This is a genomic window from Paenibacillus sp. 32352 (assembly GCF_002042965.1).
GTDB lineage: Bacteria > Bacillota > Bacilli > Paenibacillales > NBRC-103111 > Paenibacillus_S > Paenibacillus_S vulneris.
On record NZ_MZNT01000003.1, the window covers coordinates 407,130 to 424,258 of the forward strand.

Below are 17,129 nucleotides of genomic sequence, written 5' to 3' on the forward strand. Positions count from 1 at the left end.
TATCCCGTCACGAAGGTTAGGAGGATAACAAATGACTGTCATACGAAAATTAACCCCGCAGCAGAGGCGGGGGAGATTACATGGAAGTAGGGCAGGCTACAAGCTTGGCTGGAACTACGGTCTCCGGCTGGGCCGCAATGAAGCGATAATTCGTTCCCATGTTCCGCTACAGACGGCGGTTCATGATCTTTCTGTGCTTTGTGTCACCTCAGGGATGGGGTTTCCTTTCTCTCCTATCGACTTGGCCGTGGTGAAGGCGCTGCAAAATCAAGTAAGGGAGCTTCATGTCTGTTCTCCCCAGGACGACCTTCTCCTGTTGACGGCCCAATGGAAGCCGCAGCTTGTGCTCGTCTTGCTCGGCATGAATGTACCGCCGGAGATTATGCATTCGATTCGCAGCCAAGGAAGCAAAACGGCCATATGGTTTTCGGATGACCCCTATTATTCGGATATTACAAGATCAATGTCTACGCATTACGATTATGTATTCACCAATGAGCTGAGCTGCGTAGAGTTTTACCGGATGCAGGGGTGCCCGATGGTGTTCCATTTGCCTCTAGCCGTCGATATGGCCGTTTTCCGTCCGCTAAGGGTTCATACCGGCTACTTTAGTGACGTTTGCTTTATCGGGAGCGCGTATTGGCATAGAGTGGGTTTCTTTGACCGCATCGCTCCTTACCTGGCCCGAAAGAATGTAAAGATTTTCGGATGGTGGTGGGAGCGTCTGGAGCATTATTCCAAGCTGTCCCACAGTATCCGCACGGAATGGCTGTCGCCCGAAGAAACGGCCCAATACTATAACGGAGCCAAAATTGTCATTAACCTTCACCGTTCCCCCGATGATGAGACCTTTAATAAGAACAGCTCCGGCGTCAAGGCGCTTTCGACCAACCCGCGCACCTTTGAAATTTGCGGCAGCGGGGCGTTTCAATTGACGGACGCCAGGCAGGATTTGGGCACCTTGTACGGACCGGGCCAAGAATTGGCTACGTACGCCTCTGCTGAAGAGCTTGTACACAAAATTGAATATTATTTAAGCCATGAAGAGGAGAGAAATGAGCTGGCCCGCAGAGGGCTGCAAAGGACGCTGAGGGAGCATACTTTCGATCACCGAATTGCTGCCATGCTCGGTATGCTGGCTGCTAACCCCTGATTTCTCAAGCGAGGGCAAGCTGCAACGGGATTGGACCACAAAGAGCCTGTTGTGCAGGCTCTTTGATCTTTGCGGAAGATCGCTCAGGGGGTTCTCTTCTTAATTACAATAGCGCTATGGAAAATAGACACATATTGCGCAGCAATGTCATCCCAGGAGGCGGCAGGATCGTTCATCCCTGCAACTGCAGATGCCTTGAACTCGTCATAATGCTCCGTAAGATGCTCCATCGCCTGTGCGATCGAATCCGGGGATTCCGGACGGAACCATACGACCTTAGCGCTTCGGTTCGCCAGATGCTCACGCATGACAGGAATATCCGAGCATAGGACAGGCACTCCCATACTTAAGGCTTCCTCCACCGGGTAGCTGCCCCCTCCCTCAGACAGGCTCGGCATGATAAGAGCGTAAGCGTTTTTGATTAGAGGGACTACATAATCGTCGGGAACCATTCCAAGAGGGTATAATTCTTGGTTTATCTTAAGATCAAGCCGCTTGATCAAGGATACGATGGTTGGTAAATAGGCTATTTCAGGCCATGCCGGCGGAGTACTGCAGTATTGCTCCGTATTGTTGCCGGTCAACAGGAGCGGATGATCTTTTCGTTTGGAAAATTTAGCATAGGCCAAGAACAAATTGTAATGGTTTTTATGCGGTGATGTGTTGGCGGGACAAATAAAATAGCGGCTTGGCAGCGAACCCGATAAGATGCGGCTTGTCTCTTCGTTTTCAAAATATTGGGCAGGGGAAATGGCGTGTCGGACGACCGCTGCCCACCTGCATCTATCTCCAAAATGAGCGATGAGCCTGGATTTTACATGCTCGGATGAGACGACGATGCCATCGCAGTGGTCCAGCCAGCGCTTGGATGATTCCCAGTAGCTTCGAATATACGGCCCTGGTGTAAACGGCGGCACATAATCCAGAATCGTCGTGTCATGATAGGTTACGACCGTAGGTTTATTCCAATCCCGGTACTCTGTACCATGGGGCCAAAAAACGTACACCAGATCGCAATCGGTCAGGTAGGGATGGCCGGCCGGCAACGTTTCGGTGCCATCGTAATATACGACTTCCAGATTAGGATGCTGGGATCGGTTTATCGTATTTTGAAGTCCGCTGCGTGAATTGGCAATGAGTCTTACGCTTTGAACGTCGGGGTGGCGGGCAATTGCCGTAGCCAAGTTAACCAGCAGACGGCTCCCGCCTCCGATCGAATGCGTAGAACTGTAAATGGTGAGTTTCATTGACTGCCTCCTCAATTCAGATGCTTTCGCACATACTTCTTTTTTCATACTATATGTGATCGGATTTTTAATCGTGTGTTCCATACACTATGCCCGAAAAAAATAAGGTGTCATGGGCAGGCTGTCATGAATAGGCTATTACTAATAGTGATTTGCCTATTCTTGTACTGGAATGGAGGAAGCAGGATGATACCACAATCCCCCTCTGCCGATGATTATTCTTCTATGTCCGCCAAGCTGCAATATCGAGACTTGCGCCGGTTTATGTTCCAGCTGCAGTGGAGTGTCAATCATACGGCGGCATTGATCCGCGCTTATGCTGCTTTGGTCAAACTGGCCCCAACTGAAGAAGCAGCCTTGGAGCTGGAGCGAATGCTGACGGAAGAGAAGAGGCAATATAAGCTGCTTGAAGCATTATACATGGAATTAAAAGGGGAAGAGCCGTCGGTTCAACCGGAACGTTGTGCTTATACCACATACGAGGAGGGCTTGCAGCATGTAATCCGCTTGGAGAGGGAAGCCATCCGGCAGTACCGCGATACTTACCTGCTAACCCCGAGTCTTAGGGTGAGGGATTTATTCTTCTATGGGATGAGCGATAGTGCGGACCACCTGGTGGGACTTATTTTAATGAGATAGTCCGAAAGTCATGTTTTTATGCTGAGGGGTATTGCAAAATCTGACAGGAATCTAGTATAATCGAACTGCATAGGAAAGTTTTGGAATTGATGTGGTATAATTTCATAATTGTTGGGTCGGAAGCACCGCCATACAGAGGGAGTATACCTATGTTTGGAGGTGCTTTTTTATGAGCTGATGCAGGACAACCTGAGAATAAGGAGCGTATTGAAATGAAGAAAAAGATGATGGCAGCCGTTATTGCCGGAGCTTCATTATTATCTGTTATGGGAGGGATTAGTGCGGCTCCCCAATTTTCCGACGTAAACGGTCATTGGGGTAAGGATCAGATTGAATTTGCTTTAGCTGAAGGGTACGTTGACGGTTACCCGGATGGCACATTTCGTCCGGAACAAAATGTAACCCGAGCTGAATTCATGAAGCTGGTGATTGATGCCCTGAAATTTAAAAAGCAGGATGGACCCGGTAAAGACTGGTATGCCCCTTATGTCACTTCAGCCGTTGCTAATGGAATCCATCTCGCCGACGAATTTCCCGCCGATCATATGAACGACCCGATCACAAGGGAAGAGATGGCCCGAATTGCTGTAAGGGCAACAGGTGAAGCCAATTACGACGTCAAGAAATGGATGTACCTAGCGACATCCAAAGGGATTATTAATGGCATGGATGACGCAGGGACTTTAGGTCCTGAGCAGCCAACAACTCGGGCTCAAGCGATCACGGTGATTCGAAGGATTATGAAGATTAGGGAAGGAGCGAGCCTGCCAAAGGATAAGTACGCCATTTCAGCTGCGGAGGTTTATTGGCATAAGACGAATGTGATTACGATGCTGCCGCAGTATTTTAGTCATGCATATGTTAAAGGATATAGCTCATTTCGTGATGATTTATTAAGGTATGACGGGCCCAATGGCTTTGCTGAAGTTGAAAAATATATCGTTATCGATTTGGACGATTTAAATGACCCCAATAGGGGACTAATTCCTACAAATTTTAAGTGGCGTGCAAATTATAAGTCACAGCTTGATTTTCGTTCAGATATCCCAAGAAATAGTTATGCATTGCTATCCTTTAACCATATAATCGTCGATCTAGATGCTGCACAACCTTTCACTTTTACAAAACTACAGATTTCACCATTTTATAACGACGGCTCCGTCGATGAGTCGGGAAATTTAAGAGATATAACACTGTATTCCGCTTATGATGAAAAGTACAATACGCTTATGACCGGCCTTGTTCGTTTAGAAAAAGGGAACACGGACTTGCGTTTTGTAACTGGACAACTTCTTCCCAAAGGGAAATTTGAAAAGCAATATCCGTATATATCCATATATAGAATTGCTGCGAAAGATCTCGGCGAAAATATTGATAATGAAATTTATTTATCAAAAATTGACTATAACCTAAACTTGGAATAGGGGAAACAGTTGCGAAAAATAGCTATTTTGATTTTAATACTGTGGTCAATTCCAATCCTGATAAATCTTAACCCTACAAAAGCAGCAGATTTAACTAGACACGAGTTGGGAGAGGTTTACATTGATCCTAATGTTATTGCTTTGGACAACACACCGGGAAAAGATAAGTTTATATCAAAATATAGTACCCTCGATTACCCGGATTACAGGGTCGATTTACCGAATGTAGTAAAAGTTGAACTTGAAGATTTAACTGATAAAACAAAAACTAAAACAATGCCAAGTAAGGGAGGAAATAATTACGAACTTAAGCTGGAGGGCACAGCACTTGATGCTATCCGGACTGATGTAAAAATTCCACGTGGGTTTTACGAATGGTTTCGTGATCCTAACAAGGTCGTATGGATGTATGATTTCGATGGCAGACATCACCTAAGTACTCGCCCAAATAGTTATTTAGCACCCCCCAATGGGTATTGTAAGATTGCTTCAAGCCCCTATGATAAAGATGTAACTAATCAAGTGGCACCTTGTAACGTAGCCAAAGACTATAGGGAAGGAACTTTGTGGACCAATACATTGATTATCCCTAGCCTCAACGTGACTATCGATATTAAGGATGCAGACCAATTAAAATTCGATCAGGACTTTACTTTTGTAAATGGTGGAAACCTAAATCGTTCGAATATCAGTGATGAGATTAATACAAAAATAATCGATCCCAATACACTTCATTATCGATTCGATTATGAAGCTACATATAATGTCACAGTAGATGAAGTAAGGGAAGATGAAACAAATCCCGATGGAATGGTATTAAGGTGGTACAACGAATGGAGTATGAATATAACCGGTAAAGTATACCAATATTCCAAAATGAAAATCGTTGCCTACACCGACGATACACCGCCGCCAGATAATCCAGACTTATCAGTGACGGATCTGATTGCGAAAAATGTTTGTATCGCAGTAGGGCAGCCAGCGACATTCGAATATACCATAAAAAATGCAGGTCCTGCCTTCACCAAGAATTTTAAAGTCAGTATCCGAGTAGACGGCGCGGAAATAAAGTCTGATTCTTATACTGGGCTAGGGTTCAACGAATCAAAATCAGCCACATTCAATTATACGTTTACTTCCGAAGTCCCCAAAACCATTACCGTCTTTGTCGATAGCGGTAAAGATATAGACGAAGGAGCTAAAGGGGAAGATAACAACACAGCTAGCCTAAACGTAGAACCCAAAGCCGCAGGTGCGTGTGATGTAACCCCACCAAAACCACCAGACCTAAAAATCACCGGTGACTTCACGATCTCTCGGCCAACGATCTATTTCACGGAAGACAACAATATGTTTCCGGAAAACATTTCCGTAACCGGGGGGAACGGCTGCACTTACGTATCCCATCAGTTCAACTTCACGCAGGGAAGCGCAAGATATTATCCCTACGAGCAGCTAAGCCCGAAAGATAAATCCTACCGTTTCGCTTATGACTCGGGTATGGGGCAATATGGCGGGGGCATTATGAAGGGGACTGTTTCGGTGAAGATGCAGATTCATACGTCTTGCGGCGTCACGGAAGAGGTCGGACCCAAAACGTTCGAAATCATTACAGATCCTAACAATAAACCGCCTGTACTCGAAATTGCCTGGTATTCCGGTTCCACCGAAATTAAAGATCCTGTAGTGCTAGGGGCAACGGTGAGCGTAAAGGTGAAGAAAGAGGAAGATCCGGACCCGAACGATATAGTGACTCGAACATGGTACTTTAATGAAGGGGATAGCTGGATTCAGAGCTTGCCTTCAACCTATAAATGGAAAGAGCCTCTCAATGCAAAAAGCTACAACAATATTGTTGCTAATGTACGCGGCTCTCATAAGGTCTGTGCGATTAGCCAGGATGATAAAGGCAACCTTTCCAACAAAGCATGTGCCTATCTGGATGTTATTGGACCGGAACCGGTTCCTGTCATTAGCGGGGCAACCAAAGTCAAAGTCAACCGGCCAATGAACCCGTCGCTCGATGCGGATAAAAGTTATTCGCCAGCTGGTAGAGCAATTGACCATGCAAGAGACGAATGGAACGGCTCGGCCGTTTGGGATGACGGAACGACATCATCCTGGAGTGGGTATATTTCAAGCAACTCCTTTAATAAGCCGGGGAAAGTCACCGTGACTTTGGACGTTTTTGATAGCATAGGGTTGAAATCCGTTGAACCGGATTACCATACCATTACCGTAACACCGGACGAGCCGCCGATCATTGAGTTTCAATATTTAAGCTCCATGATTCGCCAGCCTGTCAAATTTAAAAATACTTCGTACTCTCCGGATGGGGATGGCATTGAAACCTACCGTGTGAGTTACGGCTATGATTGGAACAACAACAGGACCAGCAATGTGTACGAAACCTACGCATCCTACGATAACAACGAATTCACATTTAACCCGACAAGAGTAGGATTCTATTGCTTCCGAGTATATGCAAAAGAACCGGAGAGTTACGGGTTATCTGCATTTAAGGATTACTGGGTTGAAGTCATTAACGATAATCCGGAAGTCACGTTTACGGTCACCGGGGAAGCCAGCGAACCAAGTCCGATGAACGTAGCAGGATATCCAGCTAGTGAATTAGCAAGCGGCAGCTGGACAAATACGACATTAGACAAGCCTAGTATCTTTAATTCTTGGGCAACAGGACCTAATGGCTCTCTGATCAGTAGCCGCAGATATCCGGGAGACGGGCCATCGCTATTTTCATTGCCGTTAGGGGATGAAAATATCAAACTTAGAGGCAAGCCGATTAATATTCAAAATACCACGCTTCGAATAGAAGAAGCTACATTCATTGGTAACAACGAATTCATTCTAGGCGATCACTTAGTTTCGCCAAACCATGACCCGATCAAACTTAACTATACCTATGGGTTGTCTGGAAGATCGATCGGTTACTTTAACTGGTTAACGGATGAATTTATGCTAGTTGACACTTATGGGCCTCAATATGATAACGTAAACGCCTTGTATAAGTACGCAGAAACATGGACGAGATGGAGATTGTCCGATTTACGGCAGCAGAATACAACTCCGGTCGCAAGCGGAAATAGGTTAGCGACCTGGAACAGTGGTCCAGGCTATAGAGTTAGCGGTGAATTTGCCCGTTGGGGTGATGGATACAGAAAATACGGATATCAAAGAACAGAATTACGAGAAGATTTTGCAGAAATCAACCTGACTTCAAGGACAATTACCTATTTTAAAAAAGATGGCAATGGAACACCGTATAAAACAGCAAGCTTTGATAATGTCGCTCCCTTCCCACAGACGGTAGGAACAGGCACGGGAGGAAACCTGTATTATTATCCCGAAGCAGCTCCAGACACTATTTTTTCTCCGGCTGCTATGGATGGCAAAGGCAATTATTATAATTTTGTAGCCGACAGCAATGGGAAGAACCATTTAATCAAGGTTGACGGTTATACTGGAATGCCAACCGACTTAGGGATTCCGAACCTAAATCCTAATGCCTCTAACTCCTTTGAAAAAATTTCGGAGGATGGCACCGTTATAACCATTTATAGCAGTTGGGATGGTTATGATGATAGTAATGGAAATTGGGTTCCAAGTGGCACCGAAACGTACTATTACAATATCACCACAGGTTCTAGGGTTGGGAAGCCTTCGGCCCATTTAGAAAACTTTAAGGATGGTTATCAGAATGGTTACGGGTTTAAGACATTCAGAGAACCTTACACCTATTGGGATGATGATGAAGGAAGGTATGTAACCTCTTATCAGAACGTTGAAAAACTTGTGGATTTATCTAATGATGCTCCGGTTAGCAAAAGCTCCATTTACCGAGCGCCCCTCAATACAAATGGCAAATCGGCAAAAATTACATCGGATAATCAGTATTTATCGCAAGGATATGTATATGAGTACGTTCCAAGCACGGATCAGCCTACCACATCGAATGAACCGTTTACGTTTGGCCAACTCATTAGGCCTTCGTCACAGCAAATCACAAACGGTACCATTCTTTGGGATATGAAGACGGATATCGATCATGTGAACATGGCAGCAGGGATGGGCTTCCGAATTCAAAACTATCAAAACATGTACCGCCTGGAAGCGACAAACACCACGCTCAATCTGTACAAGATCGTCAACGGGCGGAAAACGCTGATTAAAAGCACGACACATATTTATGAGAAAGGGACATGGACATCATTTAAAATTAAGCTCTCGGGCAGTGATTTCAAAATTTACGAGAGAAACAATCTCATCATGCAAGCCTCTGACAGCACGTTTGCAAGTGGTACGATGGGGCCATTCAGTATGGCAGATAATAGCCAATTCAAATCGATTATGTTCCAATGGAGCGATGCAGACAGCATTTATGCAACACCGGGAACGGCTATTGTGGATACGAATGTCATATATGAGGATGCCTATAAAGATCCCGAGAACGACCCTCGCCTGGATGCAAGAACACAATGGCACTATGAGCATGTCGATCCGAACATGTTCCTGGATATTGGCGATGGCAAATCCGGCCTTTCTTCGTTGAATGGCCAAACGCTTACGATAAGAAATCCAGTCTTTGATCGAGTAGGGAAATACAAGATCGATTACCGCGTACCGGACGATCCGCATCCGGATCACCGTATTGCCAACGGCGACTTGCTATTCCAGAATTACTCGCAATATTCCGATTGGTACACGCAATACCTGATTGTCCATCGCAGACCGATTTCGAATTTCGCCCTTGGGCGCGATGGAAACAATGTCGTCACATGGACTGATTACAGCTACGATCCGGACCGCTGCTATAACGTAGGCAGCTGCCAGTCCGGATATGAAACGAATCACGGCATTTACAAAAAGAAATTTTACTATATTACCCCAAGCGGCCAGCGCGTAGACGGAAAGCTTGTACGTCCTGCGGAATCCGGAACCTATATGGTATATATGGCGGTCGCGGATGAGTACAACGCTTGGTCAGATTGGTTCGAGCAAATCATTGATGTGTGCGATAGCTGCATCCCGGCACCGAATCATCCGCCTAGTGTAGCCCTAACATTCCCGGATGGTACCTATGCAAATCCTTCGCCGGTGAGCTTGCAGCCAACGATTACATGGAATCAGTCCGACCCTGATCCTGCTACGATGTACGAGCTGTTTGACTTGAATATCAAGGATGAATGGGGCAGCTGCGTAGAATGCGTGAAAAACCGATTCATGGGAACGTACAACGGAAACTGGGCTTGGACGATGGATACGATGCTGGTCATGGGCCGCAAATATCAGGCAGAAGTACGGGTAACCGATGGCGAAGCCTGGTCCAGCTGGAGTAATATCGGTTGGATGGCCACCAACAGCCCGCCGGCTGCTTACATGAGCTTCCCTTATGGGACACAAGCAGCTCCAACGATCATTAACACGCTTCGTCCGACACTGACTTGGTCACAATCCGATCCAGACCCTGGGGCTTGGCTCGATTACTACCAAATTCAAATTATCAACGAAGAGAATAATGTTGTCATCTATGACAGCGGCAAAGTATGGCAGCATACCCAATCGACCAACGGCAGCCTGGCCGTTCCGGTGGATCTGCCGACAGGCCAGAAAATGCGGGTTATGGTTCGAGTTTGGGACCAAAACGATGCGGTATCGCCTTGGAGTCCCCAAGTCTGGATGATGATTAACCGGCCTCCGGTAGCCGATTTTGATTGGACGCCGAAGCCGGCATTTGAAGGAGATACGGTAAGGCTGGTCAATAGGTCGTCAGATCCGGATGGAGATCCTCTAACATACGACTGGAAAATTATTGGCCCTGAATATTCTGCGGCAGCTGCATCCCTCCATACCGAGATTCCATCAGCATCGACCGACAACCATCCGGGGAATTATAGGGTCACCCTTACAGTTACCGATATTCATGGGGCGTCCGACTCCATTACCAAGATCGTTCCGGTCGGAGATTTACTGCTTGATGGATTTGTAAGACATACGCCTCAATGGAACGAGAACCGGCAAGCCTTTAATTTACGGAAAACAGGGGAAACGGAACGTCCTCGTCCTTATGATCTGTTCTGGTCAGGGGAGGCGTTTGTATTGGCCGCTACAACCAACGAGCCAGCTTCCGAGGTAAAGGTACATATGGAATATACCGAGCTGGAGGAGACGTTGCTTGCCGAGTCGAACGGTAAAGATTGGAAGGGCCAGATGATGAGAGACGACTTTGAAAAGCTGCCGGACCGGGCATACCTGTTCCGATTTACGGCAGTCTGGCCTAATGGTCATACGGAGTACGTAGAACGCATCATTAAGGTTCAAAATCCGTGGACGGATTTTGCAACCAGCGTTAGAAAAGAATAAGCTAGCTCAGAAACCTGGGATATCCGTCAAGCGGATGGCATTCCCGGGTTTTCTGATTTCTCGGAGGCATTTCCTTATTTTTCAGTGTATAATGAGGTGGAAATCAAGCGACTAAAGAAACGAGTGAACTTCAAATGTCCTTAAGAACGCTGAAATGGTTGACGATTCTTGTACCGCCGCTCATTATCGGAGGGTTTGAGTACATTCGCCATGATTTTTTGCTGGATCAATTGTCCATGGAGACAGGGAACTTATATATCACCATCATGACTTTATTTCTTTCCTATTTGTTCGCAACATGGATGTTTCAGAGCATAACCCGGATCAGTGCACGGCTATCCGCTGAGCAAGCCAAACGAGCCGTGTATGAAGAACGTGAACGTCTGGCCCAGGAGCTGCATGATAATATCGCACAGATTTTATTTTTCTTAAACGTGCAATTAAGCAAGGGACAGCTCAAGGAAGCGCGTTCCGCCGTTTCTGAGATTGACCACCATCTCCGCCAGGCCATCTTTAATTTGCGCACGATGCCGGAGGAAGGCGCTACATTCTCTTCGCGACTGACCGCGTGGATAGAGGAGTGGAGCGGGATAACCGGCATCGCTGTGGAGCAATCCGTCCGCTTGGAGGAGGAGAGCATATCTCCTGCCGCGGAGGTTAAGCTGTTCGCCATCATCCGCGAAGCATTTACGAATATCCGCAAGCATTCGGAAGCGGATCATGCCTCCATCGAGCTTGAAGCTTCCGGCAGTGGAGAGACCTGGAGGCTTTGTATACGCGATAACGGCATCGGCATGGATACAGAGCCTGAGGAAGCTTCACCGAAACGGTACGGATTAACCCTGATGCGCAAGCATGCCGCGGAGCTTGGAGCTCAAATGACCATCCAATCCGCAGCCGGGAACGGGACGACCCTAACCCTAGCAGGATCTGTGAAAAGGAGTGTGCCATCATGAATTACCGCGTGTTGATTGCGGACGACCATCCGCTGGCGCGCCAAGCCGTCTGTACGCTGCTTGAAGGCGAAGAGGGCTTTGACATTGTCGGAGAAGCCGATAGCGGGGAAAAGGCCATCTTAATGTGCGAGGATCTGATGCCCGATCTCGTGCTGATGGATATTCAGATGCCCGGGATGTCAGGGCTTGAAGCTACGCGGAGAATTAAACAGCTCAACCCGCTGATCAAAATCGTCATGCTTACCGTATCCGATGACGTCGCTGATTTGTTTACGGCGATCCAGAACGGTGCACAGGGCTATTTGCTCAAAAATATGGACCCCGATGACTGGATCATATATTTGCGGGGATTGCTTGACGATCAAAGTGAAATTTCCCGTCACTTGGCGGACCGATTGTTCCATCAGTTCCGGTCGGCGCCGGCACAGGCCTCAGAGGAGACTAAACCGAGCGTGCTTTCCCAAAGGGAAGGAGAAATTTTAATGTGCGTGGCCAGCGGGCTAAGCAACCGGCAAATTGCCGAGCAGCTGGTCATCACCGAGAATACAGTCAAGAACCACATCAAAAATATATTGGCCAAGCTGTCGCTCGATAATCGCGTTCAGCTGACGGCTTATGCCATCCGTCACGGGTTGACACAGTATAGTCAAAAACAATCCCGCAAATAGCCCGATGGGGTCATATTCATTATGTCCGGTTTGGAGTAAATTGAAATGGTAGTTTAGAGGCGTTCGGCTTGGACACTGCCCTTTTAAACCAAAGCAAGGAAGGACATAATGATACCCGGGGGGATGAGAACAAATGAAAAAATTAAATTTGATCGTCATGATTTGCCTGCTATTCACCGTATTGGGCGGAGGTATTGCCAGCGCACACGTTACGGTGCTTCCTAGCGAGTCCGTGCAAGGCTCTTATGAGAAGTTTACAGTGCGGGTTCCCAATGAAAAAGATATTCCTACCGTGAAGGTGGAAGTCAAGTTTCCGCTAGATAGCGTTTCTATCAGCCGTTTTGAGCCAAAGCCGGGCTGGAAATATGACTTAACCAAGGATGCTTCCGGTAAAATTACTTCAGTTACTTGGACTGCAACCGGAGAAGGATTGGGTGCAACAGAATTCGGCGAATTTAATATGCAAGGCAAAGTGGCAGATAACGCTACAAGCATCAGCTGGAAAGCATACCAGACCTATAAAGACGGAAGCGTGGTTGAATGGGTTGGAGCGGCAGGGTCCGACAAGCCGGCATCCGTTACCAAAGTAAATGCCAAGCCGGCCGGGGCTGCAACCGACAGCCACGGACATACAGCGACGGCAACTGAAGGTAATACAGGAGCAGCGAATCAGAGTGGCAGCGCCGCTGCAGCACCTGCCGCTTCGCAAGCACCATTGTACTTATCCATTGCCGCTCTACTTCTGGGCATCATAGCATTGATCATCGCGCTGTCCAAAAGAAAAGCAAGCCGCTAATAGCCTAAACCTATCGGAGTCCTGCCCAGGGTCTCCGATTTTTTTGATATAAATCTGCTTGAATGCGGGAGTTTGGTATGATGAAGGAATCATCCGGGCAGCGATAACTTATCGAGCAAAATGTTACTCTTATCGGGGCGGGGATCGGCAAATGCCATTCCTGCAATTAAGCGTTCACTCAGAAATTTATCGGTCGTTAGATAGTAAGCTCTTCCGGCACTTCAGCTGCCGGAAGGACTTTTTTTCTCTATCTTATAGAACCTCGCTCCGTGCAAAGTGCCTAGACCAGCTTCGCCCCGCTTTGTAGCGGTTCTTTTGTTTAGGGCATCGACCGTTCGGGGGAAATCGGGTATTATAGAGACAAACTAGGAAAAAGGAGCTTCATTCTATTATGGCGTCCAAGATACTCAAGGAATTTAAAGAATTTGCTATGAAAGGTAACATGATCGATTTGGCGATCGGTGTCATTGTAGGCGGCGCCTTTGGTAAAGTCGTTACTTCCATTGTCAACGATGTCGTCATGCCGCCTATCGGTTTGCTGCTAGGCCGTGTCAACTTCACGGACCTGTTCATCAGCTTGAACGGAAAAAGCTATGATACTCTTGCTGCAGCGAAAAGCGACGGTGCGCCGACACTGAATATCGGCATGTTCATTAATACTTTATTGGACTTTTTGATCGTTTCATTCGTTATCTTCCTTGCCGTGAAGCAGCTGAACCGTCTTCGTAAAAAGCAAGAGGACAAGCCTGATCCGAAAAAGGAAACGAAGGAATGTCCCGAGTGCTTATCGGATATTCCGAAACAAGCTGTCCGCTGCAAGTTTTGCACCGCCTATGTGGAGCCAGCCGCTTCCATGGAAGGGCCGCGCACGATGAACTAATGGATGAAAAATGGAAAAACCGCCGAAAGGCGGTTTTTTTGTTCAGTAAGATGAAAAACCTGCTTCAAGTTCACGAGCTGTACTTCCGCCTATATTTGGAGAGGGTCGATAAGGGCCATATCCAATTTTCGCTATGATAATTGACATAAACGCTTCCCGGAAGGCCGGAGCCTGTGGGATAGGCAGATCTCCAATCCGAGGTATGCAGCAATTCGATCAAGCACCGAACGCCTCGATCTATAGCTTCGTTAGGCCGATCGTGTGTATCGATCAGCATATCGAGTGCCCAGGCAGTTTGAGAAGGGGTGCTGTGTTTCAATGGAACATACTTTCTTTGTATGTCGCTGTAGCAGGATTCACCCCAGCCGCCATCCGCATTCTGGATGGACAGCATCCACCGGACCGATCGTTCTATGGCTGGATGATGCCGCGGGATACCGACGGCAATCAGTCCTGTCACCGCAGCGCTGCTGCCGTGAATGTAGCATATCCCCCATCGCCCGAACCAGCTGCCGTCCTGCTCCTGCTGACGAACGATCCATTGTGCGGCTTTTTGCACAGGAAGACGGGTGACGCTCTGCCCTGCCTCGTTCCCTAGAAGCAACAGCGTGCGTGCCGTTAAATCAACGGTGGAGCGGTCCAATATAATATCTTCTGCATGGTCAAACGCAAAGAAGTGGGCCATCCGTTCCGTAGATTCCCTTTCAAAAGCCGACCAGCCCCCGTCGTCATTTTGCATGGCAAGCACCCAGCGCAAACCGGTTTCCCATGCTTGTTTATATTGTGGTGATTGGAATGTGTAAGGCTTGATGGCCCTAAGGGCCGCCGTAGTATCGTCCACATCGGGATACAGTGTATTGATATTGGAAAAACCCCAGCCGCCAGGCGGAGTGCCGGGACAGCGCAGCGCCCAATCGCCATACCGGGTTTGCTGACAAGGCAGCAGGTATTCCGCCGCTTTTTGAATAACAGGATGTTGATAGGATAGGCCTGCCTGCTGAAGGGCATTGCTGATCATAGCCGTATCCCAGACCGTTGAAGTGGATACCTGCAAATGGGCTTTATGCTCATTCGTACACAATAAGGTGCTTAAGCTGTGAATGGCTTTGTTTAGTACAGGAGAGTGGTTCTTATACCCTAGCGAATGCAGGGCAAAAATCATCAGTATCGTTGCCGTAGAATAGGTCAGCAAAGTGCCGTCGGGCTCCATTCGATCCAGCATGAACTTTTCTGCTTTTTCCAGCGCGGCTTCGTGAAGCGGGACATGGAGGAACGGAGCCGCTTCCAACAGCTGGTGAATGGCGGCAATCCAGGAGGGGTGGCCGCTGAAGGGCAGCTTTTCTCCTGCATACAGTTCGGACAAATCGGGTGTAGCCTCATTGCGTATGGAGTAGCTGGCGTTAGCCAAGATCATGACGGGGACCAGATGAACTCTCGCATGTCCGGATAAATCGTAGATGTTAAAGATAAACCAGGAAGGCGCCAGCATGAATTCAATAGGAACCTTCAGTTTATCGGGCCAGGGGGATTGTCCTGTGACAGCCAAAAAGACCTGAGTAAGCATCGTTTTTACTTGGGTAAGACCGCCTCGGGCAAGAATAAACTGCTTGGCTTTTTGCAAGCGGGCATCATCGGCAGTGTAATAGCCTGAGTAGACAAGCGCGTAATAGGCTTCAACGGTTGCTTCCAAATCGCCTTCCTGCTGATCGTGAAAAAGCTTCCATGCTCCGTTAGCCTGCTGAGTGCTAACAATTCGTTCCGCCAGCTTGCGAATGAGCGGCTCATGATCCGGAAGCTGCAGCGATCGAATCAGCAGAATCATATAGCAGTCGGTCATAGGACCGGTTTCAAAGCAGAGGCGCCACGAGCCGTCCTGCTGCTGCAGCTGCTGCAATCGGGCAATCATTTCATGAATTTGTGCAAGTATGTGTTGGTTCATCAGTTCACCTCGATTCATGTGTCTATCTTCTATTTGTATGCTTCGAGGAGTCTGCTATGCTTGGTGTGAGAGAGCGTTTATCTGGTTTCTATCAACGTTTTATTATAAACTAGGGAAAAAGAGTAAAAGGATTATTACGATTCGGAGGGTATCTATGAAACTATTGCGGGATTCCCAGCTGACGCTGCTTTGGACAGCGCGGATTGATTACTCCAAGGGCAGTCAGGTGGAGACTCATATTCACTCCGATTATGATCAGCTCCTGGTTGTATTGTCCGGCCACGGGAAAGTAATGATGGGACAGCAAGAATACGATCTGCAGGAAGGACACGCTTATTTATTTATGAAAGGGATTTCACACTCCTTTCGATTTACGGGGCAGAGCGTTACGCTGGATTTCAAGTTTCGATTGGCGGATAAGGAAATGACCGACTATTTTTCATCCGTCTTACCGTTCAGCCCATACGACAGCGCCCAGCTGGCAGAGCTCAAGCAATGGTATAAAATGTCTCTGCTACAAGCCAGAAACCCGGGCCGCTTCCATCCTATCAGCATCGAGGCCGGGTTAAAGGGGACGCTGGTCTCGATTTTATCCGGCAAAGGCTCGGTTCAATCGGGTCCCTACACTCAGACCGGGTTCCAAGAATCCAGCGATCCGATCGTTGATTATATGAAGACGCATTTTGCCGGAAAAATTACGCTCGGGCTGTTGTCGAAGCGGTTCGGCTTTAACCCGAATTATTTGATTAAACGATTTTTTGACAAAACCGGTATGACACCGATCCAATATTTGCAAGAGATCCGCTTGGAGAAAGCGAAGGAATATCTCGAATTTACGGATTTGCCCATATCTGAAGTCGCGGAGAAGGTTGGCTGGACACAAGCTTATTTTTCCAAAATAGTCAAGAAGCGTATGGGACAATCCCCGTCTCAATACAGGGACTCTCTATTAAATGCGATCGGCAAGGATATTATTTTGGAAGAGAGCTTTTCGAATGTGTGGCGCATCGTACCTTAAGGAAGAACCTGAATAATGGCAACAAACA

General features: G+C 47.4%; 11 protein-coding genes. 9 read left to right on the forward strand and 2 right to left on the reverse strand.

The annotated features are described in order from the left end of the window. The first annotated feature begins 31 nt into the window (after window positions 1–31). On the forward strand, window positions 32–1,153 hold the full coding sequence (locus B1728_RS09525) for a CgeB family protein (RefSeq protein WP_079909957.1): 1,122 nt from the start codon (window positions 32–34) through the stop codon (window positions 1,151–1,153). Between the two features lie 83 nt (window positions 1,154–1,236). Here B1728_RS09525 and B1728_RS09530 read toward each other — a convergent pair whose 3' ends face one another. Next, on the reverse strand, window positions 1,237–2,400 hold the full coding sequence (locus B1728_RS09530) for a glycosyltransferase family 4 protein (protein WP_079909958.1): 1,164 nt from the start codon (window positions 2,398–2,400) through the stop codon (window positions 1,237–1,239). 186 nt (window positions 2,401–2,586) lie between these two features. On the opposite strand from B1728_RS09530, the gene B1728_RS09535 reads away from it, so the two are divergent. The 7 genes from B1728_RS09535 (at window position 2,587) to mscL (ending at window position 14,144) form a co-directional block, all read left to right on the forward strand. Then, window positions 2,587–3,039 carry a ferritin-like domain-containing protein gene (locus B1728_RS09535; protein ID WP_079909959.1) on the forward strand — a complete coding sequence of 151 codons (453 nt, stop codon included), beginning with the start codon at window positions 2,587–2,589 and terminating at the stop codon, window positions 3,037–3,039. A gap of 212 nt (window positions 3,040–3,251) precedes the next feature. Next, window positions 3,252–4,463, forward strand: coding sequence for an S-layer homology domain-containing protein (locus tag B1728_RS09540; protein WP_079909960.1), 1,212 nt, complete (start codon window positions 3,252–3,254; stop codon window positions 4,461–4,463). Between the two features lie 564 nt (window positions 4,464–5,027). Beyond that, window positions 5,028–10,844, forward strand: a complete 5,817-nt coding sequence (locus B1728_RS09545; RefSeq protein WP_179135957.1) for a CARDB domain-containing protein — start codon at window positions 5,028–5,030, stop codon at window positions 10,842–10,844. A gap of 134 nt (window positions 10,845–10,978) precedes the next feature. Continuing rightward, window positions 10,979–11,800 carry a sensor histidine kinase gene (locus tag B1728_RS09550; RefSeq protein ID WP_079909962.1) on the forward strand — a complete coding sequence of 274 codons (822 nt, stop codon included), beginning with the start codon at window positions 10,979–10,981 and terminating at the stop codon, window positions 11,798–11,800. After that, complete coding sequence (locus B1728_RS09555; RefSeq protein ID WP_079909963.1) at window positions 11,797–12,468, forward strand: response regulator; 672 nt, start codon at window positions 11,797–11,799, stop codon at window positions 12,466–12,468. Before B1728_RS09550 ends, B1728_RS09555 begins: the two co-directional genes overlap by 4 nt. 133 nt (window positions 12,469–12,601) lie before the next feature. Next, a complete protein-coding gene (locus tag B1728_RS09560) occupies window positions 12,602–13,264 on the forward strand; it encodes a YcnI family copper-binding membrane protein (RefSeq protein WP_079909964.1) in 663 nt (220 codons plus the stop codon). A gap of 403 nt (window positions 13,265–13,667) precedes the next feature. Next, the gene (gene mscL, locus B1728_RS09565; protein ID WP_179135975.1) at window positions 13,668–14,144 is read left to right on the forward strand and encodes a large-conductance mechanosensitive channel protein MscL; all 477 of its coding nucleotides are present in this window, start codon (window positions 13,668–13,670) and stop codon (window positions 14,142–14,144) included. A 70-nt stretch (window positions 14,145–14,214) separates the two neighbouring features. Here mscL and shc read toward each other — a convergent pair whose 3' ends face one another. Beyond that, window positions 14,215–16,083, reverse strand: coding sequence for a squalene--hopene cyclase (shc, locus tag B1728_RS09570; protein ID WP_256865303.1), 1,869 nt, complete (start codon window positions 16,081–16,083; stop codon window positions 14,215–14,217). A gap of 154 nt (window positions 16,084–16,237) precedes the next feature. On the opposite strand from shc, the gene B1728_RS09575 reads away from it, so the two are divergent. Next, the gene (locus tag B1728_RS09575) at window positions 16,238–17,101 is read left to right on the forward strand and encodes an AraC family transcriptional regulator (protein ID WP_179135958.1); all 864 of its coding nucleotides are present in this window, start codon (window positions 16,238–16,240) and stop codon (window positions 17,099–17,101) included. Window positions 17,102–17,129 lie beyond the last annotated feature (28 nt).